Source organism: Streptomyces sp. URMC 129 (assembly GCF_051386415.1).
Classification (GTDB): domain Bacteria; phylum Actinomycetota; class Actinomycetes; order Streptomycetales; family Streptomycetaceae; genus Streptomyces.
The window spans coordinates 1-25,242 of the sequence record NZ_JBPQTQ010000023.1; the positions used below are offsets into that span (position 1 = coordinate 1).

The 25,242-nt window shown below is 74.0% G+C and carries 26 protein-coding genes; 6 read left to right on the forward strand and 20 right to left on the reverse strand.

Annotated elements, in window-relative coordinates:
• On the reverse strand, window positions 1–313 hold a 313-nt coding region (locus ACSNOC_RS07230; protein ID WP_436746424.1), incomplete at its 3' end, for a phosphotransferase-like protein.
• A gap of 22 nt (window positions 314–335) precedes the next feature.
• Between ACSNOC_RS07230 and ACSNOC_RS07235 the strand changes: the two genes are divergently transcribed.
• Window positions 336–992 (forward strand): HAD family hydrolase, encoded by a 657-nt coding sequence (locus tag ACSNOC_RS07235; protein ID WP_436746425.1) that lies wholly within the window; start codon window positions 336–338, stop codon window positions 990–992.
• A 271-nt stretch (window positions 993–1,263) separates the two neighbouring features.
• On the opposite strand, the gene ACSNOC_RS07240 is transcribed toward ACSNOC_RS07235, so the two are convergent.
• The 9 genes from ACSNOC_RS07240 to ACSNOC_RS07280 form a co-directional block, all read right to left on the reverse strand.
• Window positions 1,264–2,127, reverse strand: a complete 864-nt coding sequence (locus ACSNOC_RS07240; RefSeq protein ID WP_436746426.1) for a helix-turn-helix transcriptional regulator — start codon at window positions 2,125–2,127, stop codon at window positions 1,264–1,266.
• Between the two features lie 33 nt (window positions 2,128–2,160).
• Window positions 2,161–2,976 (reverse strand): SDR family NAD(P)-dependent oxidoreductase, encoded by an 816-nt coding sequence (locus tag ACSNOC_RS07245; protein ID WP_436746427.1) that lies wholly within the window; start codon window positions 2,974–2,976, stop codon window positions 2,161–2,163.
• A 79-nt stretch (window positions 2,977–3,055) separates the two neighbouring features.
• Window positions 3,056–4,258, reverse strand: coding sequence for a hypothetical protein (locus ACSNOC_RS07250; RefSeq protein ID WP_436746428.1), 1,203 nt, complete (start codon window positions 4,256–4,258; stop codon window positions 3,056–3,058).
• Between the two features lie 201 nt (window positions 4,259–4,459).
• The gene (locus ACSNOC_RS07255) at window positions 4,460–5,251 is read right to left on the reverse strand and encodes an urease accessory protein UreD (RefSeq protein WP_436746429.1); all 792 of its coding nucleotides are present in this window, start codon (window positions 5,249–5,251) and stop codon (window positions 4,460–4,462) included.
• Complete coding sequence (gene ureG, locus ACSNOC_RS07260) at window positions 5,248–5,937, reverse strand: urease accessory protein UreG (RefSeq protein ID WP_436746430.1); 690 nt, start codon at window positions 5,935–5,937, stop codon at window positions 5,248–5,250. Before ureG ends, ACSNOC_RS07255 begins: the two co-directional genes overlap by 4 nt.
• Window positions 5,938–6,000: 63 nt before the next feature.
• Window positions 6,001–6,681 (reverse strand): urease accessory protein UreF, encoded by a 681-nt coding sequence (locus ACSNOC_RS07265; protein ID WP_436746431.1) that lies wholly within the window; start codon window positions 6,679–6,681, stop codon window positions 6,001–6,003.
• A 26-nt stretch (window positions 6,682–6,707) separates the two neighbouring features.
• Complete coding sequence (locus ACSNOC_RS07270) at window positions 6,708–8,435, reverse strand: urease subunit alpha (protein ID WP_436746432.1); 1,728 nt, start codon at window positions 8,433–8,435, stop codon at window positions 6,708–6,710.
• Window positions 8,432–8,737: an urease subunit beta gene (locus ACSNOC_RS07275; protein ID WP_436746433.1), complete on the reverse strand. Its 306-nt coding sequence runs from the start codon at window positions 8,735–8,737 to the stop codon at window positions 8,432–8,434. The genes ACSNOC_RS07270 and ACSNOC_RS07275 overlap by 4 nt, the downstream gene beginning before the upstream one ends.
• 43 nt (window positions 8,738–8,780) lie before the next feature.
• On the reverse strand, window positions 8,781–9,083 hold the full coding sequence (locus ACSNOC_RS07280; protein WP_436746434.1) for an urease subunit gamma: 303 nt from the start codon (window positions 9,081–9,083) through the stop codon (window positions 8,781–8,783).
• Between the two features lie 214 nt (window positions 9,084–9,297).
• On the opposite strand from ACSNOC_RS07280, the gene ACSNOC_RS07285 reads away from it, so the two are divergent.
• Window positions 9,298–10,320, forward strand: coding sequence for an aspartate-semialdehyde dehydrogenase (locus ACSNOC_RS07285; protein WP_436746435.1), 1,023 nt, complete (start codon window positions 9,298–9,300; stop codon window positions 10,318–10,320).
• Between the two features lie 117 nt (window positions 10,321–10,437).
• Here the strand turns inward: ACSNOC_RS07285 and ACSNOC_RS07290 are convergent, their stop codons facing one another.
• Both ACSNOC_RS07290 and ACSNOC_RS07295 read right to left on the reverse strand, forming a co-directional pair.
• Window positions 10,438–11,520 carry a S1 family peptidase gene (locus tag ACSNOC_RS07290; protein ID WP_436746436.1) on the reverse strand — a complete coding sequence of 361 codons (1,083 nt, stop codon included), beginning with the start codon at window positions 11,518–11,520 and terminating at the stop codon, window positions 10,438–10,440.
• Window positions 11,521–12,034: 514 nt separating this feature from the next.
• On the reverse strand, window positions 12,035–12,955 hold the full coding sequence (locus tag ACSNOC_RS07295; RefSeq protein WP_436746437.1) for a S1 family peptidase: 921 nt from the start codon (window positions 12,953–12,955) through the stop codon (window positions 12,035–12,037).
• Window positions 12,956–13,330: 375 nt separating this feature from the next.
• Between ACSNOC_RS07295 and ACSNOC_RS07300 the strand changes: the two genes are divergently transcribed.
• Window positions 13,331–13,774, forward strand: coding sequence for a cell division protein SepF (locus ACSNOC_RS07300; RefSeq protein ID WP_436746438.1), 444 nt, complete (start codon window positions 13,331–13,333; stop codon window positions 13,772–13,774).
• Between the two features lie 38 nt (window positions 13,775–13,812).
• Here ACSNOC_RS07300 and ACSNOC_RS07305 read toward each other — a convergent pair whose 3' ends face one another.
• The 3 genes from ACSNOC_RS07305 to ACSNOC_RS07315 all read right to left on the reverse strand — a co-directional run bounded on the left by ACSNOC_RS07305 (window position 13,813) and on the right by ACSNOC_RS07315 (window position 17,827).
• Complete coding sequence (locus tag ACSNOC_RS07305; RefSeq protein ID WP_436746439.1) at window positions 13,813–14,958, reverse strand: mannosyltransferase family protein; 1,146 nt, start codon at window positions 14,956–14,958, stop codon at window positions 13,813–13,815.
• Between the two features lie 64 nt (window positions 14,959–15,022).
• A complete protein-coding gene (locus tag ACSNOC_RS07310) occupies window positions 15,023–16,213 on the reverse strand; it encodes an acyl-CoA dehydrogenase family protein (RefSeq protein ID WP_436746440.1) in 1,191 nt (396 codons plus the stop codon).
• A gap of 9 nt (window positions 16,214–16,222) precedes the next feature.
• The gene (locus tag ACSNOC_RS07315; RefSeq protein WP_436746441.1) at window positions 16,223–17,827 is read right to left on the reverse strand and encodes an MFS transporter; all 1,605 of its coding nucleotides are present in this window, start codon (window positions 17,825–17,827) and stop codon (window positions 16,223–16,225) included.
• A gap of 367 nt (window positions 17,828–18,194) precedes the next feature.
• Between ACSNOC_RS07315 and ACSNOC_RS07320 the strand changes: the two genes are divergently transcribed.
• Window positions 18,195–19,166 (forward strand): phosphatase PAP2 family protein, encoded by a 972-nt coding sequence (locus tag ACSNOC_RS07320; RefSeq protein WP_436746442.1) that lies wholly within the window; start codon window positions 18,195–18,197, stop codon window positions 19,164–19,166.
• Between the two features lie 32 nt (window positions 19,167–19,198).
• On the opposite strand, the gene ACSNOC_RS07325 is transcribed toward ACSNOC_RS07320, so the two are convergent.
• Window positions 19,199–19,414, reverse strand: coding sequence for a hypothetical protein (locus tag ACSNOC_RS07325; protein WP_436746443.1), 216 nt, complete (start codon window positions 19,412–19,414; stop codon window positions 19,199–19,201).
• Between the two features lie 376 nt (window positions 19,415–19,790).
• Here ACSNOC_RS07325 and ACSNOC_RS07330 point away from each other — a divergent pair, with 376 nt between their 5' ends.
• Window positions 19,791–20,609: a hypothetical protein gene (locus tag ACSNOC_RS07330; RefSeq protein WP_436746444.1), complete on the forward strand. Its 819-nt coding sequence runs from the start codon at window positions 19,791–19,793 to the stop codon at window positions 20,607–20,609.
• A gap of 80 nt (window positions 20,610–20,689) precedes the next feature.
• Window positions 20,690–21,097, forward strand: coding sequence for a hypothetical protein (locus ACSNOC_RS07335; protein ID WP_436746445.1), 408 nt, complete (start codon window positions 20,690–20,692; stop codon window positions 21,095–21,097).
• A 35-nt stretch (window positions 21,098–21,132) separates the two neighbouring features.
• Here the strand turns inward: ACSNOC_RS07335 and der are convergent, their stop codons facing one another.
• The 4 genes from der to ACSNOC_RS07355 all read right to left on the reverse strand — a co-directional run bounded on the left by der (window position 21,133) and on the right by ACSNOC_RS07355 (window position 25,204).
• Entirely contained in the window at window positions 21,133–22,581 is a 1,449-nt protein-coding gene (der, locus tag ACSNOC_RS07340) for a ribosome biogenesis GTPase Der (protein ID WP_436746446.1), read from the reverse strand.
• A gap of 62 nt (window positions 22,582–22,643) precedes the next feature.
• Entirely contained in the window at window positions 22,644–23,288 is a 645-nt protein-coding gene (locus ACSNOC_RS07345; RefSeq protein ID WP_436746447.1) for a lysophospholipid acyltransferase family protein, read from the reverse strand.
• Complete coding sequence (gene cmk, locus ACSNOC_RS07350) at window positions 23,285–24,004, reverse strand: (d)CMP kinase (protein ID WP_436746448.1); 720 nt, start codon at window positions 24,002–24,004, stop codon at window positions 23,285–23,287. The genes ACSNOC_RS07345 and cmk overlap by 4 nt, the downstream gene beginning before the upstream one ends.
• Before the next feature lie 114 nt (window positions 24,005–24,118).
• Complete coding sequence (locus ACSNOC_RS07355; protein ID WP_436746449.1) at window positions 24,119–25,204, reverse strand: prephenate dehydrogenase; 1,086 nt, start codon at window positions 25,202–25,204, stop codon at window positions 24,119–24,121.
• Window positions 25,205–25,242: the final 38 nt, after the last annotated feature.

Genomic DNA, 25,242 nt, shown 5'->3' on the forward strand with positions numbered 1-25,242 from the left:
ACTCCCGCCTCCCCCGCCGCCGCCCGGAACGGATCGACGAACCAGGCCCGACGACCCCGTCCACGACCACCCGGTAGCCCCCGGCCGCGTAACCGGCAGCCGCCCGGGCCACGACCCCGACGACGACCTCGTTCTGCCGCCGCGCCCCCGGCAGGAACGGCAGCACGGCCCCCTGCCGGATGAAGCCCCAGAAGTCATTGGCGTGCAGGTGCGCGCCGGGCGCCGGCTCCCCCTCGACCAACAGCCGCGCCACCGTGGACTTCCCCGCCCCCGGCGGACCGGTCAGCACGACGATCTGTCCCTTTGTCGTCATCCCGACAAGCTAGGCTGCCCGGGTGACTGCTCACCCCATCGACCTGGTGATCTTCGACTGCGACGGCGTGCTGGTCGACAGCGAGCGTCTCGCGCTGCGCATCTGCGTCGAGCTGGGCGCCGAGCTGGGCTGGCCGCTGTCCGAGCGGGAGATCGTCGACCGCTTCCTGGGCCGCTCCGAGCGCGCGGTGCTGGCCCAGATCGCCGAAAGGCTGGGCGAGGAGACGGCGGCCCGCTGGGGCGAGTGGTACCAGCGGCGCCTGGAGGCGGCGATCGACGCCGAGCTGACCGAGGTCGACGGCATCAGCGAGGCGCTGGACGCCATCACGATCCCGCACTGCATCGCCTCCAGCGGCAGCCACGCCAAGATGCGCCGCACGCTGTCCCGCACCGGCCTGTACGACCGCTTCGCGGGCCGGATCTTCAGCGCGAGCGAGGTCCCGCACGGCAAGCCGGCTCCCGACCTGTTCCTGCACGCGGCCTCCCGCATGGGCGTCCCCCCGGCCCGCTGCGCGGTGATCGAGGACAGCCAGTACGGCATACAGGCCGCCCGCGCCGCGGGCATGCGCTCCTTCGGCTACACGGGCGGCCTCACCCCGGCGGACTGGCTGACCGGCCGGAACACGGTCGTCTTCGACGACATGCGCAAACTCCCCACCCTGCTGACGGCCACGGTCTGACCAGGGCCGGCCGCCCGATCCGTCACGGAGAAAGACTGGGCGCCCTCTGCCCGCCGCTCGCAAGGCCGCGTCGAGCCTCCGCCGCACTCTCGGTGTGAGCAGCCGGCGGGCCGCCTCCGGGGGCATGAAGGCGGCCCCGGACAATTCGGCGTCAAGGTCGTCCCACGGCCCGTACGGCATCCCGTCCTCGCCGCGTCGTCCAGTCGCTCCGGCCTTGTGACCGGGGCACGCGGTATCGCCAGGAACGTTCCCGCCCCGGGCCGGCCGCTCGTCAATCGGCGGGGAGGCGGGGGGTGTCGGCCGGGTGGGAGGCCGTCCAGGTGAGGAGCATGCGGAGGGCGTCGTCGGACGGGCTGCCGGGCGGGGCGGCATAGGTGATCAGCGCCTGGTCCGGGTCGTCCGCGACGCGCAGGGTCTCGTAGTCCAGCTCCATGTCGCCCACCACCGGGTGGTGGAACCGCTTGACGCCCGATGTCTTGTCCCGCACCGGGTGTTCGGCCCACCACCGGCGGAACTCCTCGCTGCGCATCGACAGTTCACCGATCAGGCTCGCCAGGCGCGGGTCGTCCGGGCGCCGGCCCGCCTCCAGGTGGAGGTAGGCCACGTTCTCGCGGGCGCACGCGGACCAGTCCGCGTACAGCTCCTTCGTGCGGGGGTCGAGGAACGTGAGGCGGGCGAGGTTGCGTTCGCCCGGGGTCAGGGACGCGAGGTCGCACAGCAGCGCCGAGGACGCCTCGTTCCACGCCAGCACGTCCATGCACCGCCCCATCACCATCGCGGGCGTGTCCGTCAGCCCGTCCAGCAGCCGCCGCAGCATCGGCCGTACCCGCTGCGCGCCGGCCGGCCGGTCCCCGGTGGGGCGGGTACGGGGCCGGGCGAGCTGGTGCAGGTGCCACGTCTCGTCGGCGGTCAGCCGCAGCGCGCGGGCGAGGGCGTCGAGCACGGCCTTCGAGGGGTGGGGCACCCGGCCCTGTTCCATCCGCGTGTAGTAGTCCACGCTGACCCCGGCGAGCTGCGCGACCTCCTCGCGGCGCAGACCGGCCACCCGGCGTCTGCCGCCGAACTCCGGGAGCGCCACGTCGGAGGGGCGCAGCAGGCTCCGACGGGTCCGCAGGAACTCACCGAGACCACTCATACGACGATTGTCCTCCTGCCTCCTCCGGTCGGCTCACGCCGCCGCCGCGTCCGTCGGGTCGACCCCCGCCGGGAGGGCGTTCACCAGACCGCCGTCCACGGCGATGTCCTGCGCCGTGATGTACGACGAACGTGGCGAGAGCAGGAACGCCACGGTCTCCGCCACGTCCTCCGCCCGCCCGAGCCGCCCCATCGGCACCTGCGCGACGACGGCGCCCCGCGCCTCCTCGGGCACGGCGCCTTCGAACATCTCGGTGACGATGAAGCCCGGACTGACCGAGTTCACCCGGATGCCGCGCGGGGCCAGGTCGCTGCCGAGGGTGCGGGCGAGGTTGTGCACGGCCGCCTTGGTGGCCGAGTAGACCGGGGAGATCGCCATGCCCCGGTGCAGCGTCCACGACGCGTTGATCACGACCGACCCGCCGCCCGCCGCGTCGAGCAGGGGCAGGGCCCGGGTGATGGTGAAGAAGACACCCTTGAAATTGACGGCGACGAGCTGGTCGAAGTCCCGCTCCGTGACCTCCTCGCCGCGCTGGAAGATCCCGATCCCGGCGTTGGCGAAGACGCCGTCGAGGCGCCCGTGCCGCTCCCGGATCACGGCGGCGAGGCGGTCGAGGTCGGCGGGGCTGCCCGCGTCCGCCCGCACCGTCAGCAGGCGGGCGCCCGGCCCGGACGGGCCGTCGAGCTGCTCGGCCGCCCGGTCGAGGCGGGCGTCGTCGCGGCCGGTGATGATCACGTGGGCGCCGCCGTCCAGCAGGAGGCGTGCGGTGGCCAGGCCCATGCCGCTCGTGCCGCCGGTGATGAGGACGACGCGGTCGCGGTGCGTGCCGGTGCTGTCGGTGTTCGTCATGGCGACGAGTGTGGTCAGCGGCCCGGAGGGCAGCCAGGCCCGGATCAACCTGGGTCGGCCAGGACCACCCTGCGCCCGTTCACCGCCGGCCGCCCGCGAGTCCCCGGCGCAGGCGGCGTATGCCGCGGCGGCCGACGATGCGCAGCAGCTCCTCGGCGGGGACCTTGCGGACCGGGCGGTCCTCGACCGTACCCGGCCGCAGCCCCGGTTCCGGCGTCGCCCGCGGCTCCGGCGCGGGCTCCGGCTTTCCCGGCCGCAGCGTCGAGCCCGCGGCGATCCCGCCCAGGATGGCTTCCACGGCCGCGGCGGTGGGTATCACGGCCGGGACATCGGCGTCGGCCGGGCCGTCCGGCCGCGGGGTCAGCGCGGACAGATCACCGATCACCCGGACGCCGAGGGCCGCTATGGCGGTGACCATCTCCTCGGCCACCTCCGCCGCCGCCTTCTCGGCCCAGGCCGGGGTGGTGATGCGCGGCTCGTCGGCGGACGGCGTGTACGCCTGCATGTGGGGCACCACCGCCTCGCGCACGATCGTCTTGCGCGGCCACCCGGCCCAGGCGGGCTCGGCGAGCCTGCGGTTGAGCTGGCGGAGCAGCTCGGTCTGGCTCAGCGTGAGGGACCGGTTGATGCCGCCGTGCTGCGGGACGAGCAGGCCCTCCGGCAGGTCGAGCAGCTTCTCGAAGGCCCGGAACAGCCGCTCCGGCCTGGCGTCGTCCACCACCACGACGGTCAGGTTGTCCAGCCCCGCCGCGTCGGCCCACCGCTCCAGCAGCGCGTCATGGCGGTGCCGGTGCCAGAACTCGGGGGTCGGGCACTCCTCCAGGGGCCGGCGCAGCACGCTGTCGAGCCACTCCTCGTAGGAAAGACACAGCCCGTGCTTGACGTACTGCTGCCAGTGCGAGGGAAGGATCTTCCGCAACGGCCGCAGCGTCACCACGACATGGACGGGCCCGCCCTCCAGCCCCTTCACCGCGGCCCGCGCCGCGGCGGCGTCGGCGTTGGAGAAGAACTCGCTGCTGATCACCACCCGGTAGCCGGCCTCCCCGGCGACCTCCTCGCACAGCGCGTCCCAGGCCGTCCGGGCCGGGGCCGCCGGACCGGCCCCGGGGCCCGCGGTGGTGAGCGCGACGGCCGGCTCCTTGGCCTGGCGTCCCTTCCCCGCGTACACGACCCCGTGCGCCCGCAGGTTCGCCCGCGCCTGGTGAAAGGCTCCCTGCAGGGCGGTCGTTCCTGTCTTGTGCGGCCCGATGTGCAGCAGTCGCGTGCCTGGAGCGAGCGTCAACGGCTCCCCGTGCATGAAGGCTTCTCCATTCCCAGCCCCTGGCCGGCCGAACGCTGATACGGCGTGGAGACGACCCCTGGTGATCGGCGGCGCGGCGGAGCGCCAGGTACGGGGGCGATCGGGGTCGCGCTCGGGACGCTAGGAGGCAGCGATGAACGGGGGCTGAGGGCTTGATGAGAGGTACGTGAGAATGAACTCACGTTAAGCCATGTTACGAGGTTGACGATCCGTCAACTTCCTGCCGCTGTCCGGATCCAGTCGCCCCAGGCCCTCGTCCAGCCACCGCCGCACCGCCGCCGCGTCGGGGGCCACGGCGGTGACCAGGGCGGCCGGGCCCGCCAGCGGGGTCAGGACGGCCGTGTCGCCCAGCAGCGCCGGTTCGGCCGACTTCTCCCCCAACTCCGGGGCGGCCACCAGCAGTTGTCCCGCCGCCCGGTGGCCGCCGAGCACCGCGCCGCCGTCCCAGCCGGGGGCGCCGGGCCCGTAGGACAGCTCCTGGTCGAGCAACGGCCGCCCGGCCAGGCGGACCACCAGCCGCGTGGTCAGCCGGCCCGGCTCCTCCCCGGCGCGGCCGAGGACCTGCTGTTCGCGCAGCACCAGCCGGGCCGTCGCGGCCAGTTCCACCCGCGTCGTCATCCGCAGCACGCTGCCCGCCGCCGAGATCAGCGGCTCGGGCAGCCAGCGCAGCTCCGCGTCCTCCCCGACCCGCAGCACCGTGTCGTACGCGGCGGGGGTGCCCGGGACGCGGCCCGGCAGGGCGACCGTCGCGGCGGCGGAGGTGACGCGCAGCGCGGCGCCGGGCAGCACCTCGGCGGTCAGCCGCAGCCGGTCGCCGCCCAGCGGCCCGCTCATCGCGCCGACGACCGTGACCTGCGCGTACGGCCCGTCCGCGCGGGTGCGGCGCAGCGCCAGCGGCCCGTCGCCGCGCAGCAGCGGCAGTCTCCCGCCGGGCGCCGCCGTGACCCGCGCGTCCGCGACGACGCCCTCGCTCACGCGGCGTCCCGGGCGGCGAGCCGCTCCAGCACCCAGTCCGCGACCGGCCGGATGCCGTCCTCGGCGGTCAGCGAGGTGAACGCGACGGGCAGCCCGCCGCGCTGCGCCCCCGCGTCGCGCGCCATGCGGGCCAGGTCGGAGCCGACGTACGGGGCCAGGTCGGTCTTGTTGATCACCAGCAGATCGGCCGTGGTGACGCCGGGGCCGCCCTTGCGGGGGATGTCGTCCCCGCCGGCCACGTCGATCACGAAGATCTGCGCGTCGACCAGCCCGGTGGAGAACGTGGCGGTGAGGTTGTCGCCGCCCGACTCGACCAGGATCAGGTCCAGCGGCCCGGTCCGTTCCTCCAGTTCCTCCACCGCCTCCAGGTTGGCGGAGATGTCGTCCCTGATCGCGGTGTGCGGGCAGGCGCCGGTCTCCACGGCCGCGATGCGGTCGGCGGGCAGCACCGCGTTCCGCAGCAGGAAGTCGGCGTCCTCGCGGGTGTAGATGTCGTTGGTGACGACGGCGATGGACACCTTCTCGCGCAGCGACCGGCACAGCGCGGCCACGGTGGCGGTCTTGCCGGAGCCGACGGGTCCGCCCAGCCCGATGCGCAGCGCCCGGCGGGTGCCGTCGGGGCGGCGCGGGGCGGCGGGGCGGTAGGCATGCCGCTCGGGGAAGGTCTCGGGGTGGTCGAGGTGCATGGCGGGGCTCCCGTTCCGGAGGTCGGCGAGGCCGGGAGGGTCGGTCGGGCCCGGCCCCGGGGGTTACGAGGCGAACAGCCGCATGGGCCATGCCGCGTGCTGTTCCGCGGCGATGTCGAGCAACGGCGCCGAGGCGGCCGGGAGCGCGTCGGTGCCCTCCCCGGCCGCGGCGCGGGCGGCCTCGACGGCCCGCTCCGCGACCCGGTCCACCTCCCCGGCGAGCCGGGCGAGGATCGCGGTCGCGTCGAACGGGTCGAGGCTCAGCAGCCGCACCGCCGCCGTGGCCGGGCCGCTGACGCTGTCGTATCCGGCCGCCCGCGCCGCGTCGTGCGGGGTGAGCCCGGCGGCGCGGGCGGTCAGGCCCAGGACGACGGGCTGGTGCAGGCCGCGCGGCCGGGCCGCCGCCACCGCCTCCAGCTCGCCGGACGGCCAGGTGGCCCGCGCCGCGCGCAGCATCTGCCGCCCGAGCTTGCGGGCCGTGGCCCGCAGCGCGGGCGACGGGGTGCGGGCGTCGGCGGCCTCGTCCAGGACGTACGGGTCGCCGCCCGCGCAGGCCGCGGCGGCGAGGGCGGCGGCGACCAGGCCCGCCGTGTGCAGGCGGCCCCGGCAGAACGCCGCCAGCGAGGCGGGCCCCGTGATCCGTCCGGCGCGGACGGCGGCCTCCGCGCCGCCGGAGTGCGCGTGCGCCCCGGCGGGGAACCGCCCGTCCGCGAGGAGCAGCAGGGCCGCCGCCGACCCGCTCACCGGAACCCGCCCCCCGGAACCGCCCATCAGAAGAGGAAGTACCGCTGGGCCAGCGGCAGTTCGGTGGCCGGCTCCGGGACGACCGCCTCGCCGTCGATGGTGACGGTGAAGCTGTCGGGGTCCACGGTCACGTCCGGGCGGGCGTCGTTGAGCCGCATGTCGGCCTTGCCGGTGCTCCGGGTGTCGCGGATGGCGACGAGCCGTTTGCCCAGCCCCAGCCGGTCCGCCAGCCCGTCCTCCAGGGCGAGCCCGGTGACGAAGGTGACGGAGTTCGCCGCCGGGGCCCGGCCCAGCGCGCCGAACATCGGCCGGGGCAGCACCGGCTGCGGCGTGGGGATCGACGCGTTCGCATCACCCATCTGGGCGTACGCGATCTGCCCGCCCTTGATCACCAGCAGCGGCTTGACCCCGAAGAAGGCCGGCTCCCACAGCACCAGGTCGGCCAGCTTGCCCGGCTCCACCGAGCCGATCTCCTGGTCCAGCCCCTGCGCGACCGCCGGGTTGATCGTGTATTTGGCGACATAACGACGGGCCCGCAGGTTGTCCGCCGCACCGTCGCCGGGCAGCGCCCCGCGCCGCCGCTTCATCACGTGCGCGGTCTGCCAGGTCCGCAGGATCACCTCTCCGACCCGGCCCATGGCCTGCGAGTCGGAGGAGATGATCGAGATGGCACCCAGGTCGTGCAGCACGTCCTCGGCGGCGATGGTCGAGGGCCGGATCCGGGACTCCGCGAAGGCGAGGTCCTCGGGGACCGCCGGGTTGAGGTGGTGGCAGACCATCAGCATGTCGAGGTGCTCCTCGACCGTGTTGACGGTGTGCGGCCGGGTCGGGTTGGTCGAGCTGGGCAGCACGTTCGGCTCGGAGACGACCGTGATGATGTCGGGCGCGTGCCCGCCACCCGCGCCCTCGGTGTGGTACGCGTGGATGGACCGGCCGGCGATCGCCGCGAGGGTGTCGGCGACGAAACCGGCCTCGTTGAGCGTGTCCGTGTGGATGGCGAGCTGGGCGCCGGTCTCGTCGCACACCCGCAGGCAGGCGTCGATGGCGGCGGGCGTGGCGCCCCAGTCCTCGTGGATCTTGAAGCCGACGGCGCCGCCCCGGAGCTGGCTGAGCATGGCCTCGCGGGAGACGGTGTTCCCCTTGCCGAGCAGCCCGATGTTGAGCGGGTGGCCGTCCAGCGCCTCCAGCATCCGGGCCAGGTGCCAGGGGCCCGGCGTGATGGTGGTGGCCTTGGTGCCCTCGGCCGGGCCGGTGCCGCCGCCGATGAGCGTGGTGATCCCCGAGGCCAGTGCCTCGTCCAGGATGCCCGGGGAGATGAAGTGGACATGGGCGTCGATGGCGCCGGCGGTGAGGATGCGGCCGTTGCCGGAGATGATCTCGGTCTCCGGGCCGATCACCAGACCGGGGTGGACCCCGTCCATGGTGTCCGGGTTCCCGGCCTTGCCCAGGGCGGTGATCCGGCCGTCCCTGATGCCGACGTCGGCCTTGACGATGCCGGTGTGGTCCAGGACGACGGCGCCGGTGATCACGGTGTCCGGGGTGCCCTCGGCGCGGGTGGCGCGGGACTGGCCCATGGACTCGCGGATGACCTTGCCGCCGCCGAAGACTGCCTCGTCCCCGGCCCGCCCGGGGCCGCCGGACAGGTCGTCCTCGATCTCGACGAACAGATCGGTGTCGGCCAGCCGCACCCGGTCCCCGGTGGTGGGCCCGAAGAGATCCGCGTACCTGGCCCGGCTCAGCTCGGTCCCGCTCACAGGGCACCGCCCGTCTCGCCGCGCAGCCCCGGGACGACCCGGGCGCCGGCCAGCGGCACCAGGTCCACCTCGGCGGGGATGCCGGGCTCGAACCGGACGGCGGTGCCCGCGGCGATCGCCAGGCGCTTGCCCCGGGCGGCGGCACGGTCGAAGTCGAGGCCGGGGTTGGCCTCGGCGAAGTGGTAGTGGGAGCCCACCTGGATGGGACGGTCGGCGACGTTGCGCACGGTGAGCCGGGTGACCGGGGCGCCCTCGTTGAGCACCACCGGCGTGTCGGCGTACAGGATCTCTCCGGGGATCACGCTGCCCCTCTCTCGGGCTCGGGCGTCTCGGGCGTGTGGAGTGTCAGGCGATGGGCTCGTGCACGGTGACCAGCTTGGTGCCGTCCGGGAAGGTGGCCTCGACCTGGACGTCGTGGATCATCTCGGGCACCCCCTCCATCACGTCCGCGCGGGCCAGGACGCGGCGGCCGGACTCCATCAGCTCCGCGACGGCGCGCCCGTCGCGCGCGCCCTCCAGGATGTGCGCCGTGATCAGGGCGACGGCCTCCGGATGGTTGAGCCGCAGGCCCCGGGCCCGGCGCTTGGCGGCCAGGTCGGCGGCCACATGGATCAGGAGTCGTTCCTGCTCGTGCGGGGTCAGGTGCACGCTCTCCCACCTTGTCGTCGTGTTGTGCCGCTCCGCGCACCGGGCGCGCGGACCGCCGGGCAGTGGGAGGTTAGTTCGGCCTCGTTACGGCGGCGTTACTTCCATTCAGAAGTAACGCGCGGTGTGACCGTCGTCAAAGAATTGGCCGACGCGGGCCCCGGCAGTGCAGGGTAGGGGCAGCGACGGGACGCGAGAACGGTAAGTGAGGAGCCCCATGAAGATCGGGATCGTCGGAGCCACCGGCCAGGTCGGCGGCGTGATGCGGCAGGTGCTGGCCGAGCGGAAGTTCCCCGTCGACCGGCTGCGGCTGTTCGCCTCGGCCAGGTCGGCGGGCAGCACGCTGCCGTGGCAGGACGGCGTGATCACGGTCGAGGACGCGGCGACGGCCGACTACTCGGACCTGGACATCGTGCTGTTCTCGGCGGGCAAGACCACCTCGCTGGCCCTCGCCGAGAAGGTGGCCGCGGCCGGCGCCGTGGTGATCGACAATTCCTCCGCGTGGCGCATGGACCCCGGGGTACCGCTGGTGGTCTCCGAGGTGAACCCCCACGCCGCGACCCGGCGCCCCAAGGGCATCATCGCCAACCCGAACTGCACGACGATGGCCGCCATGCCGGTGCTGCGCCCGCTGCACGACGAGGCGGGCCTGACCGCGCTGGTGGTCGCCACCTACCAGGCGGTCTCCGGCAGCGGCCTGGCCGGTGTCGCGGAGCTGGACGGCCAGGTGCGCGGCGCGGTCGCGCAGGACGTGGCCCGCCTGGCGTTCGACGGCACGGCCGTGGACCTCCCGGCCCCCCAGGTGTACGCGCGGCCGATCGCGTTCAACGTGCTCCCGCTGGCCGGCTCGATCGTGGACGACGGCCTGGACGAGACCGACGAGGAGCAGAAGCTCCGCAACGAGAGCCGCAAGATCCTGGAGATCCCCGGCCTGAAGGTCTCCGGCACCTGCGTGCGCGTCCCGGTCTTCAGCGGCCACTCGCTCCAGATCAACGCCCGCTTCGAGCGCGAGATCACCCCGGCCCGGGCCCGCGAGCTGCTGGCGGGGGCGGACGGCGTGGAGCTGTCCGACATCCCGACCCCTCTCCAGGCCGCCGGCCGCGACGCCAGCTACGTGGGCCGCGTCCGCCGCGACGAGACGGTGGACAACGGCCTGGCGCTGTTCGTCGCGAACGACAACCTCCGCAAGGGCGCGGCCCTCAACGCGGTGCAGATCGCGGAACTCGTCGCCGCCGGATAACCCCACCCGGGGCGGCGGCGAAGCACACCGCCGCCCCGGCCGGAATACCGAGCGCCCCCGGCCGCCGGGCGGCCGGGGCGGAACCCCGCGCGGGCCGCCGCCCGTGGCGGCATGGGGTTACGGGATCGTCGCGCCGACCGCCTCCAGGGCGTCCGTCACCGGGAAGAAGAACGTCGTGCCGCCCGCCGTGCAGTCGCCGCTGCCGCCGGAGGTGAGGCCGATCGCCGAGGAGCCCGCGAAGAGCGCGCCGCCGCTGTCGCCGGGCTCGGCGCAGACCGTGGTCTCGATCGTGCCTTCGACCGTGCCCTGCGGGTACCGCACGGAGACGTCCAGCGCCGTGACCGTCCCGCCGTGCACCCCGGTGGTGCTGCCGCTGCGCCGCACCTCCTGGCCGACCGTGGCCTCGGCGGCCCCGGTGATCTCCTGGGTGGTGCCGTCGTGGAGGTCGACCGCGCTGGGGGCGTCGGTCTGGCCCGTGTACTCGACCAGCGCGTAGTCCGAGCCGGGGAACTCCCCGACCGTCATGGTGCCGATGCCCGCGCCGCCCGAGGCGTCGGACCAGGTGCTGCCCTCCTCGCCGCAGTGACCCGCCGTCAGGAAGGCGGGGCGGCCGTCGACCGTCACGTTGAAGCCGAGGGAGCAGCGGGCGCCGCCCGAGTAGATGGCCTGGCCGCCCGCGATGTACGGCTCGAACGTCCCCGGCGCGTGCCGCAGCGTAGCCATGCCGTCGAGGGCCTCGACGCCGTCCCTGACGGCGGCCAGGGCCGTGCCGGTGACGGTGTCGTCCACGGTGACCTTGACCATGTTGGTCACGGGGTCGATGGCCCAGGAGGTGCCGGGCACGGCGAACTCCTCGACCCGGGACCGCGCGTCCTCCAGCTCGGCCAGGCTGTGCTCGACGACCCGCGGGGCGGCGCCCGCCTCCTCGACGGCGGGGATCGCGGCCTCGTCCACGACGTTGACCACGAGCGTGGCGGAGTCGGCGTTGTAGTAGGCGCCCGCCGCGTCGGCGCCCAGTCGGTCGGTCAGGGTGGTCGCCAGCGTGCCCGCTTCGGAGGACGACAGCGTGGCGGGGGCGGGCGAGGCGGTTGTGGGGGTGGTCGCGCCCGCCTGTGCGCCGGCGAACGTTCCGGCGAGCAGCGCGGCCAGCGCGGTGGCCGCCGCCGCACGGCGGCGGGATGACGAGGTTCGGTGTGTCACGCTCTTTCCTCCTGTGGGGGATGGAGCCGTCCGGCTCCGGAGAGGGCACAGACTTGGCCAGCCGTCAGGGGGGTCACCATCCATGCCAAGCGGTGTTCGCGAGTATTCCGAGCCCGCCCGGGAGCACACAAGAACGAGATCCTGCCCCAGGTATATGAACACACCGCAAAGGGTTATGCGCGTAAACCATCCAGAACACTCCGGGTTTTCCTGCGGTGAGCCCACAGGACCGGAGTACCGCCACCCGATCGAATCCGGGTCGAACGCCGCCCGCCGCCGGATGACCTCCCCATCTCGCGGACTAGACCTGTCCGGAAGTCACCGTTGAGTGTTCCGTTCTCCGCCCGTAGACCGTCACCTTCCGGTCCGGCGGATGTGATATGTGCCACTTCCCGGGGTGCGGACACCCGCCGCGCGCCGTACCGGTCACCACCGCCCCGCCCGGACACGCCGCTGCCCCCGCCCGGCGACGCGGGCGGGGGCAGCGGGTCAGGGTGCCGGGGGTGTCAGGGGATCAGTAGACCCTCGCCCCGTAGGCGTTCAGCGCCTCGACGACCGGCTGGAAGTACGTCGTGCCGCCGGTGGAGCAGTTGCCGCTGCCGCCGGAGGTGAGGCCGAGCGCGGTGTTGCCCGAGAAGAACGGGCCGCCGCTGTCGCCGGGTTCGGCGCAGACGTTGGTCCTCGTCAGCCCGTAGACGATGTCACCGCCGCCGTAGTTCACCGTGTAGTTGAGCCCGGTGACCGAGCCGCTGCGCAGGCCGGTGGTGCTGCCGCTGCGCTGCACCGCCTGGCCGTTGACCGGGTTCGCCGAGCCGGTGATGTCGCGGGTCGTCCCGTTGTACAGGTTGACCGTGCCCGGCTTGGAGATCGTGGTGTTGTCGTACCGCACGATGCCGTAGTCGTTCGTCGGGAAGCTGGAGCCCGTCGTCGGACCGAGGTAGGTGGTCTGCGACGAGTTGCTGTACCAGTCCGGGAAGCCCTCGGTGCAGTGCCCGGCGGTCAGGAAGTAGTACGCGCTCCCGATCAGGACGTTGAACCCCAGCGAGCAGCGCCACCCCGCGCTGGCGTAGATGGCGTCGCCGCCCGCGATGTACCGCTGGAGCGTGCCCTCGGTGCGCTCGATGGCGATGGCGCCGGAGAGGGTGCCCGCGCTGCGCCTGATCTGCGCGATCTCGGCGTTGGAGACCGTCTCGTCGACCGTGACCACGACGCGGTTGGTCTCCTGGTCGACCGTCCAGGCGGTGCCCGCGACGTCGGCGGCGAGGACGGCGTTGTGCGCGGACGAGAGCTGCGTGGCGCTGAACGTCACGGGGGCGGCCGAAGCGGCACTGGGCATGAAGAACGCCGCGGCGGCCATCAGCAGGCCCGACGCGGCGGCGGTCAGCCGCAGGCGTCGCGACATGCGTCTGTGGGGGTTGGTGCGCTTCAAACTCACTTCTTCTTCCTCCAGTCAAGGAAACCGGGGCCCGATGGGTATGCGGGCCTGTGAGGCGTGGTCGGGAGCTCGCTGTAGGGCATGCCCCTGACAAGCGCTGGCCTCGAATATTCCGGGCGTTCACCTCGTTGTCGAGAACGCCTTTCGGCCAGCACGGACACGCCCCGTATCACCCATATGGCGGGGCGTGCACAACTCACTCTCCGTCAGGGCCCCGCTACCGCAACGTCCCTGATGAGGTGCCATGTCCTATGCACCAGGATCGTTACGAAACTCGATATCAGCGGCTATCCACTTGGCGCACCATCCGCATCATGCACGACGATAGAGAGCGCGGACGGGTGGACGGACCGCGTGAGCAGAGAGGAGGCGTCCATGGGATCGGTGCGCAAGGCTAGTGCCTGGCTGGGCCTCGTCGACGACCGCGAGATGCGTTACTACGACGACGAGTACGCCGAGGGCCCGGAGCCCGGCGACAACGTCGTGCCGTGGACCACCGACCCGCGCCTGCGGGTGGCGGCGAAGGAAGCGGAGGAGCAGGGCAGCCGCATCGCGACGGTCACCCCGGGCGGCTTCCGGGACGCCCGCCGGATCGGTGAGCTCTTCCGCGACGGCATCCCCGTCGTCGTCAACCTCACCGTGCTGGAGCCCGCCGACGCCAAGCGCGTCGTGGACTTCGCGGCCGGTCTGATCTTCGGCCTGCGCGGCAGCATCGAGCGCGTGGCCAACCGGGTGTTCCTGCTGACCCCGGCCGACTACCAGGTGGTCAGCGGCGACTCCCGCCACGTCTCGGAAGGCGGCTTCTTCAACCAGAGCTGATCCGGCTCCGCCCGCGCACGGGCGGAGCCGGACCCGCGTCAGGGCGGCCCCGAGCCCGTCAGCCACACGGCGCCGTACAGCGCGGCGCCGAGCGCGGCGCCGCCCACCGTGAGCGCCGCGGCGGCCGGACGCGCCCTGGCCAGCGCGACGGCGGCGGGCAGCAGCAGCGGGAACGCGGGCAGCAGCAGCCGCGGCTTGGACCCGAAGTACCCGGCGCCGCACAGCGCGAGCGCCACCATCGCGCCGCCGTAGACCAGCAGCGGCAGCGGCAGGCGCATCCGCACGCACAGCACGCACGCCCAGCCCAGCAGCGCCAGACCCCCGCACAGCGCCAGACCCGCGAGCGGCGCCGTCCCGGTGAGCCGGTCGAGGACGAACGCCGCGAACGCCCGCCCGCCGTCGAATCCGTTCCCCCACTGCTCCTGCGTCTCCAGATAGCCCAGCGGGCTCCCGGTCCGCACCGCCACCCAGCCCACGAAGCCCAGCCAGCCCAGCGGCGCCAGGACGACGCCCAGCGCCAGGCGCCCGCCCGCGCGCTCCCGCCCGGACGCCACGGCCGCCGCGGCCGTGACCACCACCGCGGCGGCCACCGCGAGCCCGGCCGGGCGGGTCAGCCCGGCCAGCGCGGACAGCGCGCCCGCCACGGCCCAGCGGCCGGTGAGCAGCGCCCAGAGCGCCCAGACGGCGAAGGCCGTGAAGAGCGACTCGGTGTAGGCCATCGACTGCACGATCCCCACCGGCACCGCCGCCCACAGGGCGGCCAGCAGCAGCCCGGCACGCCGCCCGGACAGCAGCTCCCCCACGGCGAACAGCCCCCAGGCGGCGGCCAGCGACGCGACCGCGCTGACCAGCAGCCCCGCCCCGGAGACCGACAGCGGCGAGACGGCGGCCACCAGCCGCTCCAGCACGGGCAGCAGCGGGAAGAACGCCAGGTCGGAGTGGACGCCGCCGTCCCCGGTCCGGACGGTCCTGCCGTAGCCGTGCTCGGCGATGCTCGCGTACCAGACGGAGTCCCACCGCTCCGAGAGCAGCCGGACCGCCGCCTTCTCCCCGGCCGGGTCCCAGAGTTCGAGGACGACCACGCCCAGCAGCCGGACGGCCGCGACGATCAGCAGCGCCGGCGCCGCGCGCCGCAGCGCCGGCGCGGCGGCGGACGGGGGTGCCGCGCCGGCGAGAAGAGTCACGGGCACGATTATGGGTGACGTCCGGGGCACCCCCGGCCGCTCCGGAACGGGCCCCGGCCGGCCGCTAGCCGCGGAACGCGTCCAGTCCGGTGAGGGCCTTGCCCAGCACGAGCTGGTGCATCTCGCTGGTGCCCTCGTAGGTCAGCACGGACTCCAGGTTGGCCATGTGCCGCATCACCGGGTACTCGTACGAGATCCCGTTCGCGCCCAGGATCGTGCGGGCGGTGCGGCAGATCTCCAGCGCCTCGCGGACGTTGTTCAGCTTGCCGAAGCTGACCTGCTCCGGGCGCAGCCGCCCCGCGTCGAGGCGGCGGCCGAGGTGCAGGGCCAGCAGGACGCCCTTGTGCAGCTCGACGGCCATGTCCGCGAGCTTGCCCTGGGTGAGCTGGAAGGCGCCCAGCGGCCTGCCGAACTGCTCGCGGGTGCGGGCGTAGGACAGCGCGGTGTCGAAGCAGGTGCGGGCGGCGCCCATGGCGCCCCACACGATGCCGTAGCGGGCGTGGCTCAGGCAGCTCAGCGGCGCGCCCAGCCCACGCGCCTCGGGCAGCAGGGCGTCACCGGGCAGCCGCACGTCGTCCAGGATCAGCTCGCTGGTGACCGAGGCGCGCAGCGACCCCTTGTGGCGGATCTTGACGGCGGCGAAGCCGGGGGTGTCGGTGGGGACGACGAAGCCGCGCACGCCCTCGTCGGTGCGGGCCCAGACGACCGCGACGCCGGCCACCGAGCCGTTGGTGATCCACATCTTGCGCCCGTTGAGCACCCAGTCGGAGCCGTCCCGCTTGGCGAAGGTGCGCATCCCGGCCGGGTCGGAGCCGTGGTCCGGCTCGGTCAGGCCGAAGCAGCCGATCGTCTCGCCCGCCGCCATGGAGGGCAGCCAGCGCTCCTTGTGCTCCGCCGAGCCGTAGCGGTGGATGGCGTACATGGCGAGGGAGCCCTGCACGGAGACCAGGGAGCGGATGCCCGAGTCGGCGGCCTCCAGCTCCAGGCAGACCAGGCCGTACTGGACGGCGGAGGCCCCGGCGCAGCCGTAGCCGGTCAGGGTCATGCCGAGGGCGCCGATCGAGCCCAGCTCTCTGGCCAGCTCGCGGATGCCCGGTACCTCGCCCTCCTCGTACCACTCGGCGACGTGCGGCAGGACCCGCTCGTCCGCCCAGTGCCGGACTGTCAGGCGCACGGCCCGGTCGTCGTCGCTGAGCAGGTCGTCGATGCCCAGCGGGTCGGCCGAGTCGAAGGGGGGCTTGGTGTCTGTGGCCATGGCGGGAGGTTACGGGCGAGTAATCCCGGTGGGCAAGAGTGTCCGCTCCGCGTTCCTCCCCTGCTCATCGGGGGCCCGGCGGCCCGCGCAGAGGTCCCGCGGCAGGCGCAGCGCGGCCAGGGCGCCGCACAGCAGCAGCAGGGCGCTGGCCACGAGCGTCATGTGCATTCCGTGCACGAAGGCGTCGCGGGCGGCCTCCCGCAGGGCCTCGCCGGACGCGCCGCCGAGCCGGGCGGCCACGGTGTACGCCTCCCCCAGCGAGTTCCCGGCGGCCTCGGCGTCCGCGGTGCCCACCCCCTCGATGCCCTCCGCGCGGCGCACGGCGGGCCCGTACATGGCGTTCATCACGCTGCCCAGCAGGGCGATGCCGATGCCCGCGCCGAACTGGTACGCGGTCTCCCCGATCGCCGCGGCCCCGCCGGCCTCGGCGGCCGGGGCGTCGCTGAGCATCGACTCGTAGGAGCCGAAGAGTGTGGTCTCCAGCCCGAAGCCCAGCAGCACGAAACCCAGCGTCATCACGGCCGGCTGATCGTGCTCGCCGAGCAGGACCAGGGTCAGCACGGCCAGCGCCGTGAGCCCGAAGCCGAAGGCGACCATCCGGCGCGGGCCGAGCCGGTGCAGCATGCGGGAGCCGAGCAGTCCGGCGCCGACCGCGGCCACGCTCAGCGGCAGCAGCCGCAGCCCGGTCTCCAGCGGGGAGAGGCCGAGGACCAGTTGCAGGTACTGGGCGGCCACCAGCGCGAGGCCGACGAGGGCGAGCACGGTGAGCACGATGCAGCCCACGGCGGTACCGAAGGCGGGCCGGGAGAACGCCGACAGGTCGATCAGCGGCTCGCCGAGGCGGCGCTGCCTGCGCACGAACATCACCAGCAGCCCGCAGCCGAGCCCGGCCGCCAGCACGGTCCCGGCGGTGAACAGGTCCCCGCCCCCGGCCCGTTTCACGGCGAGGATGACGGAGAACAGGCCGGTCGCCGCGAGCAGGGCGCCCGTCACGTCCCACGGCCCCGACCGGTCGCCGGTCGACTCCGGCAGCAGCAGCGCGCCGACCGGCAGGCACACCGCCATCAGCGGGATGTTGACCAGGAAGACCGAGCCCCACCAGAAGTGCTCCAGCAGCACGCCCCCGACCAGCGGGCCTATCGCGGCGCCCACGGCCGCGACGGCGCTCCATATGCCGATGGCCAGGGCCCGTTCCCGGCGGTCCGGGAAGACCTGGCGCAGGATCGACAGGGTCGCGGGCATGATCATCGCGCCGCCGACGCCGAGCAGGGCCCGGGCGCCGATGAGGGTGGCGGGGCCGGTGGCGCAGGCGGCCAGGGCCGAGGCGGCGCCGAAGCAGCCGTAGCCGAGGAGCAGCACCCGGCGGCGTCCGACGCGGTCGCCGAGGGTGCCGAAGAGGATCAGCAGGGAAGCACAGACGAGCGGGTAGACGTCGACGATCCACAGCAGTTCCATACCGCTGGGCCGCAGGTCCTCGGTGACGGCGGGGACCGCCACGTGGAGCACGGTGGCGTCCACGGCGACCAGCAGCAGGCTGGCGCAGAGGACGACGAGGACCAGCCAGCGGTTGCGGTCGTGGTGAGCGGGGGTTCCGGGCGGGGTCGCCCCGGCCATCAACGCACCTCCTGGTATCGCGCAGGCCACCCGGCACCATGGGGGAAGTCCCGGCGGCACGCCTGCCGGGCATGGTGAAGGGGGCAGATGGTCACCCAGACTACGGCAGCCCGCCCGCCGGTCCCGCACCCGTCCCCGGGACCCGGTCCGGGCCGTCCGCGCGCCGGGCGCCGTTCACCTCCGGACACCGAAAGTGAAAGCGCCCGAAGGGGTCCCGGGAATTATCCGGTGCCACCGAATCGCGCGGCCGAGCATTTCGTAAAGCCGGGAAATAGGATGGCGGAAAATATCCGTCATACATCACATCGCCATTACGAAGGCGGGCCGGAGCGGGAAGCCCGCTATCACCGCCTGTAATCTTGCGAGCGTGCGTACCGACCGATTCCTGGCCCGCCTCGAACAGGAGCCACAGCCGCCCGACGTGCCGGCCCCTGTTATGAGCCGCACCCGCATGGCCCTGCTCTGGGCCACCCTGGGCTTCTATGCGGCCATCGTGGCGGCGGTGTGGAGCACGTCGTGGCTGGTCCGCCTCGACTGGCAGGTCATGCTCTTCCGGCCCTATAAGCAGTGGCCGGCGCTGCACGCGTTTCTGGACTATTTCGTGGTGCTCGGCCAGCGCGGCCCCACCGCCGTGCTGATCGCGGCCTGGCTGGGCTGGCGCTGCTGGCGGCAGCGGACCCTCCGCCCCCTGCTGGTGATGGCCTGCGCCCTGCTCCTGCTGAACGCCTCGGTCGGCGCGGCCAAGCTCGGGATGGGCCGCGAGGGCCCCCATTACGCCAACGTCATCGGCTCGAACGAGATGTTCCTGACCGGCGATATATTTCCCTCGGGACACACCGCCAACGCCGTCGTGACCTGGGGAATCCTGGCGTACCTGGCCACCACCCCCGGCGCGCGGCGCTCACTGTCGGTCATCGCGTCCGTCTTCGCGCTCGGCGTCGGCGCGACCACCGTCTACCTCGGCACCCACTGGGTGAGCGACGTGCTGCTGGGCTGGGCCGCCGGGCTGCTGGTCCTGCTGGCGCTGCCGTGGTGCGAGCCGCTGATCGCCCGGGTCGAGAGCCGGGTGTTCGCGCTCCGGGACCGGCTGCGCGGCTACGCGCCGCCGCGCGGCGCGCTGCCGGTGACCGACGTGACCGACGTGGCCCCGCGGCCGGTGCCCGCGGGGGCCCGGCAGGCCGGCGAGGAGACCAGGCCCCGCACGGAGCCCGCGGTGGCGGGCGCGCGGCCGGGCGCCGTCCCGCACGGCATGACCGGTGTCCGGATGCGCCAGCCGCAGCCCGGCCGGCCGCACCCGGCACGCCCCGAGCACCCGGCCAGGCCCGTCAACAGCCGCTGACCGCGCCGGCCACCGTCACGGCGGGGCCGGGGTCAGCCGTGCCAGCAGCGGACGACTTCCCCGTTCCGCACGGCGAGATTCAGCCGCCCGGGCATGAACTCCATGGTGATGACCGCGTCGGGCGCCAGGCGGCGGACCCTCGGCCAGCCGCGGTCGCGCGCCCGCCGCTCGGCGGCGTCGGCGTCGAGTCCGACGTAGTCCTCCGGGGAGTCGTCGGGCGTGCGCGGCTGCTGGGGAAGAGGTGCCATGCCGCCACCGTACGACCCCCGGCCCACCACCCGGAAGTCCCGCCAGGATCAGGGGACGGTCACGCTTGTGTCACAGCACACCGTCTGTTCCCCCGTTCGGCGTAACGTGCGCATTCTGTAATTGCGGGGTGTGCCGCATTCCCCCGGAGCCCTCGGGCGGGAAATTCCGCAGACCATTCCCGGGGCCCCGCGACCGAATACCCGGGCGGGCGGAGATCACCGTTCAGGTGAACACAGTGAACGCCCATGCGCATGTCATCCCGGCCCCCCGCCGGACGATTCCGCGCCGCCGGGGCGTGACCGGACGGCGCTCCGGCCGTTGTGCACGGAGCCCCCGCCGCGGCGGCGGGGGTGAGATCCGAACCGAGGAGCGACAGTGTCCCCCTTGCTCGACGTCAGCGACGACGTACGCGCCGAGATCGGCGACGAAGAAGCCGATCGTCTGCTCGCCGGCCAGAACGCCCCCGGCAGCTACGACTGCACGTCCTGCCGCACACCGGGCCACACCGAGCAGGAACGCACCAGCACCGTTCTCTTCGTGGGCGGCGAGACCGCCGTGCTCGCCTTCGCCCACGCCTCCTGCATCCCCTCCCAGGTGGTCTCCGTCTCCGAGGAGCAGCTGCGGGGCGCCGTGCAGTCCATCACCGGCGAGAGCGTCCCGCCCACCGCGCGGGACGCGTCGGCCGCCCCGGCCCCCGCGCCGGCCGTCGACCCGGCGCCCGGTCAGGCGGTGCTCGGCGTGACCTGCGGCCAGATCGTCATCGACGGCGACCTGTACCCGGCGATCGTGGTGGAGCCCACCGGCCCGATCGTCCGGCCCGGCAGCGTCGGCCCGGGCGACGACTTCCTGCCGCTGCTCATCGAGGCGGGCTTCCTGCCGGTGACCGACGTGGACCGGGCCCCCGCCCCGCTGCCCGGCTGGTCGGTGCTGCTGGCCATGGGACGGCTGCACGCGGTCCTCCAGGGCGACCCGTCCGGCGGCCGGCCCAGCGCCTGGTGGCAGGCGCACCAGCCGCTGCCGGTGACGGACGGCTGGCGGACCTCGGCGAGCCAGCGGAACACCGTCTTCGTCTACGCGGCCCCGGCCGGCTCCATCGGCAAGCAGCCGCGCGAGGACCTGCTGCGCGACGCGCTGGAGAAGGCCGCCGCCGGGGGCCTCCTGGTGGCCGCGGCCATGCCGCTCGCCGGTACCTGAGCGGGCGGGCCGGGCTGGGTCGATCAGGTACACCGCCCCGCGGCCCCGCATCCGGCCCGGCGTCCCGTCGTTGAACGGGCGTGCATCCATACGAGCCCACCAGACCGCCGGAGCAGCCCGGCCACTCCGGCCACCGCCGCCGTCACGCCGCCCCGCCCTCGGGCATCCCCGGGATGCGCCCGTCGTACGACCGGCCCGCCGCCTCGGCGACGCCGATCTACGACTCGCTGTGCAACGAGTACCGCAGGCTGTTCCGGGCGCTGCCCGGGGACCGCTCCGGCGAGGAGGACCTGCGCTTCCGCGCCTTTGCCACCGGCTACGGCCCGGGCGCGGGCGGCAGTGGCTTCCGGGAGCTCGGACGGCACCGGCCCGAGGTGGCCGCCGCCGTCTACGCCGCCGTGGCGCTGCCGCCGCCCGCGCACGGCTCGCACGGCCATCACGGCCAGCAGGGGGTGGACGACCGCCACACCGCCGTCCGGGGCCGCTGAGACGGCCGTCGGCGGCCCCGTGGCGGCCCGCCGGATCAGCTCTTCCGGCCGCGCTTCTCCCGCACCCGCACCGACAGGTGAATCGGGGTGCCCTCGAAGCCGAACTCCTCGCGCAGCCGCCGCTCGATGAAGCGGCGGTAGCCCGCCTCCAGGAAGCCGGAGGCGAACAGGACGAACCGCGGCGGGCGCGTCCCCGCCTGGGTGCCGAACAGGATCCGCGGCTGCTTGCCGCCCCGCACCGGGTGCGGGTGGGAGGCGATCAGCTCGCCGAGGAAGCCGTTCAGCTTCCCCGTCGGCACCCGGCTCTCCCAGCTCTCCAGCGCCGTCTCGATGGCCGGCACCAGCTTCTCCATGTGCCGGCCGGTGCGCGCCGAGATGTTGACCCGGGGCGCCCAGCGGACCTGGACCAGGTCCCGCTCGATCTCCCGCTCCAGGTAGAAGCGCCGCTCCTCGTCCATCGTGTCCCACTTGTTGTAGGCGATGACCAGGGCGCGGCCCGCGTCGACGGCCATGGTGATGATGCGGGTGTCCTGCACGCTGATCGGCTCGCTGACGTCGATCAGCACAACCGCCGCCTCGGCCTTCTCCAGGGCCGCGGCGGTCCGCAGCGAGGCGTAGTAGTCGGCGCCGTCCTGGAGGTGGACGCGGCGCCTGATGCCGGCCGTGTCGACGAATCGCCAGGTCTTCCCGCCCAGCTCGATCAGCTCGTCCACCGGGTCCCGGGTGGTGCCCGCCACCGGGTCCACGACGACCCGCTCCTCCCCGGCGATCTTGTTCAGCAGGGACGACTTGCCGACATTCGGGCGGCCGATGAGCGCGATGCGGCGCGGCCCGCCGACCGCGTCGGCGAACGTGTCGGCCGGGGCCTCCGGCATCACCTCCAGCACCTTGTCGAGCATGTCGCCGGTGCCCCGGCCGTGCAGCGCGGAGACCGGGTGCGGCTCGCCCAGGCCCAGGGACCACAGATAGGCGGCCTCGGCCTCCATCGACGGCCCGTCGACCTTGTTCGCGCACAGCACCACCGGCTTCCCCGACCGGCGCAGCAGCTTGACCACCGCCTCGTCGGTGTCGGTGGCGCCGACCGTGGCGTCCACCACCAGGACCACGGCGTCGGCGGCCTCGATGGCGAACTCGGCCTGGGCGGCGACCGACGCCTGGATGCCCAGCACGTCCTGCTCCCAGCCGCCGGTGTCGACGACCTTGAAGCGGCGGCCCGCCCACTCGGCCTCGTAGGTCACGCGGTCCCGGGTGACGCCGGGCCGGTCCTCGACCACGGCCTCGCGGCGGCCCAGGATCCGGTTCACCAGAGTGGACTTGCCGACATTGGGCCGGCCGACGACGGCCAGCACCGGCAGCGGGCCGCTGTCCGCGGCGGCCAGCTCGCCCTCGATCTCCTCGGCGTCGAAGCCCTGTTGGGTGGCGAGCTCCATGAACTCCGCGTATTCGGCGTCACCGAGCGCGCCCGGGTGGTTCTGGTCGTTCATGGAGTCCTGTACCTCGGTCCGTTGGGGTGGGTGGGTGACGGATGCTGTCCGTCAAGTGTCGCTCAGCGGCCGGTGCGCCGCCTGGCGTCCTTCAGATGACCGGTCAGCCGCGCCTGGATGCGCGCGGTCGCCTCGTCGAGCGCCGCCCTGGTGCGCCGCCCGCCGCCGGCCTCCACGGTGAACGGCTCCCCGAACACGACGTCGATCCGGCCGCGCAGCGGCGGCAGTGCCGGTATGAGCCGCCCTGGCCGGTCACCGCTGCCCAGCACCGCGACCGGCACCACGGAGGCCGCCGAGCGCAGCGCGAAGTACGCGAGTCCGGACCTGATGGCGGCGAAGTCGCCCACGGAGCGGGTGCCCTCGGGGAAGATGCCCAGCACTTCCCCGGCCTCCAGCACGCCCAGCGCCGCGGTGACCGCGGCGCGGTCCGGGTGGCCCCGGTCCACGTCGATCTGCCCGATGGCGTGCAGGAACACGCCGGCCGGCCCGGCGAACGCCTCGCGCTTGACGAGGAAGCGCACCGGACGCGGCGAGCAGGCCATCACGACCGGCCCGTCCACGTTGTGCGCGTGATTGCCCGCGAGGATCACGGGCCCGGCCGCCGGGACCCGCCAGGCGCCGAGCGTCCGGGTCCGCCACCCGGCGCCGACCAGGCCGGCGGCGATGCGGCGCCCGACGGCGGCGCCGCGGACGCCGGGCGCGGTCACCGCCCTCGCCGCTTCCGCTCTTCGATGAGGGTGACGACGCACTCGATGACCTGGGGCAGGGTGAGTTCGGTGGTGTCGACCTCGGTGGCGTCGGCCGCCTTGGCCAGCGGGGAGGCCTTCCGGCCGGAGTCGGCGGCGTCCCGCTTGATGAGCGCGGCCTTGGTGGCGGCCACGTCGGCGGCCTCCCTGCCCTTCAGCTCGGCGCTGCGGCGGGCGGCCCTGGCCTCGGGCGAGGCGGTCAGGAAGATCTTGACGTCCGCGTCCGGCAGCACGGTGGTGCCGATGTCGCGGCCCTCGACCACGATGCCCGCGGGCGCCTCGGCGGCGATGCCGCGCTGCAGTTCGGTGATCCGGGCGCGCACCTCGGGAACGGCGCTGACCGCGCTGACCGCCGCGGTGACCTCCTGGCCGCGGATCGGGCCGGAGACGTCCGTGCCGTCCACGGTGATGGTGGGCGCCTTGGGGTCGGTGCCGCTGACGATGGTGGGCTTGGCCGCCGCGGCGGCCACCGCCGCGGGGTCGTCGACGTCGATGCCGTTGGCCAGCATCCACCACGTCATGGCGCGGTACTGCGCGCCGGTGTCGAGATAGCCCAGCTCCATGCGCGCGGCCACGGCCTTCGACGTGCTGGACTTGCCCGTGCCGGAGGGGCCATCGATGGCGACGATGACGGGAAGGGCGGGAAGATCAGCCACGGCGGTGCGCACCTTTCTCATGCTTCGCTGACGTGCTCTCGGGGAGCGCGCGGAGGAAGGACCTCGGCGGGATACGGGGGCCGACCGCCCCCCTGGGGCACCGCGAGGCGCCACGGGGGAAGCCTACCGGCACCGCTACTGCCGGATGGACCAGCCCCGTTCCCGCAGCGACCCGATGAGGACAGGGGCCGCGGCCGGGTCCACCATGAGCTGGACCAGGCCGGCCTGCTGCCCGGTGGCGTGCTCGATGCGGACGTCCTCGATGTTGACCCCGGCGCGGCCGGCGTCCGCGAAGATCCGGGCCAGCTCCCCGGGCCGGTCGGTGATGAGCACCGCCACCGTCTCGTACACGGCGGGCGCGGTGCCGTGCTTGCCGGGGACCCGCTCCCGGCCCGCGTTGCCGCGCCGCAGCACCGCCTCGATCCCGGCGGCGCCGCTGCCGCGCTTGTCCTCGTCGGCGGACTCCATGGCGCGCAGCGAGCGGATCGTCTCGTCGAGGTCGGCGGCCAGCTCGGACAGGATGTCCGCGACCGGGCCGGGGTTGGCGGACAGGATGTCGATCCACATCCGGGGGTCGGAGGCGGCGATGCGGGTGACGTCGAGGATGCCCTGGCCGCACAGCCGCACCGCGGCCTCGTCGGCGGTCTCCAGCCGGGCGGCGACCAGGCTGGACAGGAGCTGCGGGGTGTGCGAGACGAGGGCGACGGCCCGGTCGTGGGCGTCGGCGTCCATCACCACCGGCACGGCCCGGCAGAGCGCGACCAGCTCCAGCACCAGGTTGAGCACGTCGGTGTCGGTCTCGGGCACCGGCGTCAGCACCCACGGCTTGCCCTCGAACAGGTCGGCGGTGGCGGCCAGCGGCCCGGACCGCTCCCGGCCCGACATGGGGTGCGTGCCCAGGTAGGTCCGCAGGTCCCCGCCCAGCCCGGCCAGCTCGCGGCGGGGGCCGCCCTTGACGCTGCCGACGTCCACGTACGCGCGGGCCGCGTCGCGCCGCTGGAGGGCGGCCACGGTGCCCGCGATGTGCGCGGGCGGCACGGCGACGACGGCCAGCTCCACCGGGCCCTCGGGCGGGTCCTCGGTGCCGGCGCCGAGGGCCGAGGCGGTACGGGGCTGGTCCGGGTCGCGGTCCTCCAGGTGCACCCGCACGCCCCGGGCGGAGAGCGCGAGCGCGATGGAGGTCCCTATCAGACCGGTGCCGATGACGAGGGCGGTGCGCATTGTCCCAGCGTAATGTCCGTGAACGGCGGGCCGGCCCC

What these genes read in the sequence shown, in the direction of transcription:
- ACSNOC_RS07315 (WP_436746441.1), bottom strand. Translation starts at nt 17,827, where the DNA reads ATGGCCGGGGCGACCCCGCCCGGAACCCCCGCTCACCACGACCGCAAC.
- ACSNOC_RS07240 (WP_436746426.1), bottom strand. Translation starts at nt 2,127, where the DNA reads ATGAGTGGTCTCGGTGAGTTCCTGCGGACCCGTCGGAGCCTGCTGCGC.
- cmk (WP_436746448.1), bottom strand. Translation starts at nt 24,004, where the DNA reads ATGAGAAAGGTGCGCACCGCCGTGGCTGATCTTCCCGCCCTTCCCGTC.
- ACSNOC_RS07285 (WP_436746435.1), top strand. Translation starts at nt 9,298, where the DNA reads ATGAAGATCGGGATCGTCGGAGCCACCGGCCAGGTCGGCGGCGTGATG.
- ACSNOC_RS07355 (WP_436746449.1), bottom strand. Translation starts at nt 25,204, where the DNA reads ATGCGCACCGCCCTCGTCATCGGCACCGGTCTGATAGGGACCTCCATC.
- ACSNOC_RS07325 (WP_436746443.1), bottom strand. Translation starts at nt 19,414, where the DNA reads ATGGCACCTCTTCCCCAGCAGCCGCGCACGCCCGACGACTCCCCGGAG.
- der (WP_436746446.1), bottom strand. Translation starts at nt 22,581, where the DNA reads ATGAACGACCAGAACCACCCGGGCGCGCTCGGTGACGCCGAATACGCG.
- ureG (WP_436746430.1), bottom strand. Translation starts at nt 5,937, where the DNA reads ATGCACCTCGACCACCCCGAGACCTTCCCCGAGCGGCATGCCTACCGC.
- ACSNOC_RS07310 (WP_436746440.1), bottom strand. Translation starts at nt 16,213, where the DNA reads ATGGCCACAGACACCAAGCCCCCCTTCGACTCGGCCGACCCGCTGGGC.
- ACSNOC_RS07300 (WP_436746438.1), top strand. Translation starts at nt 13,331, where the DNA reads ATGGGATCGGTGCGCAAGGCTAGTGCCTGGCTGGGCCTCGTCGACGAC.
- ACSNOC_RS07245 (WP_436746427.1), bottom strand. Translation starts at nt 2,976, where the DNA reads ATGACGAACACCGACAGCACCGGCACGCACCGCGACCGCGTCGTCCTC.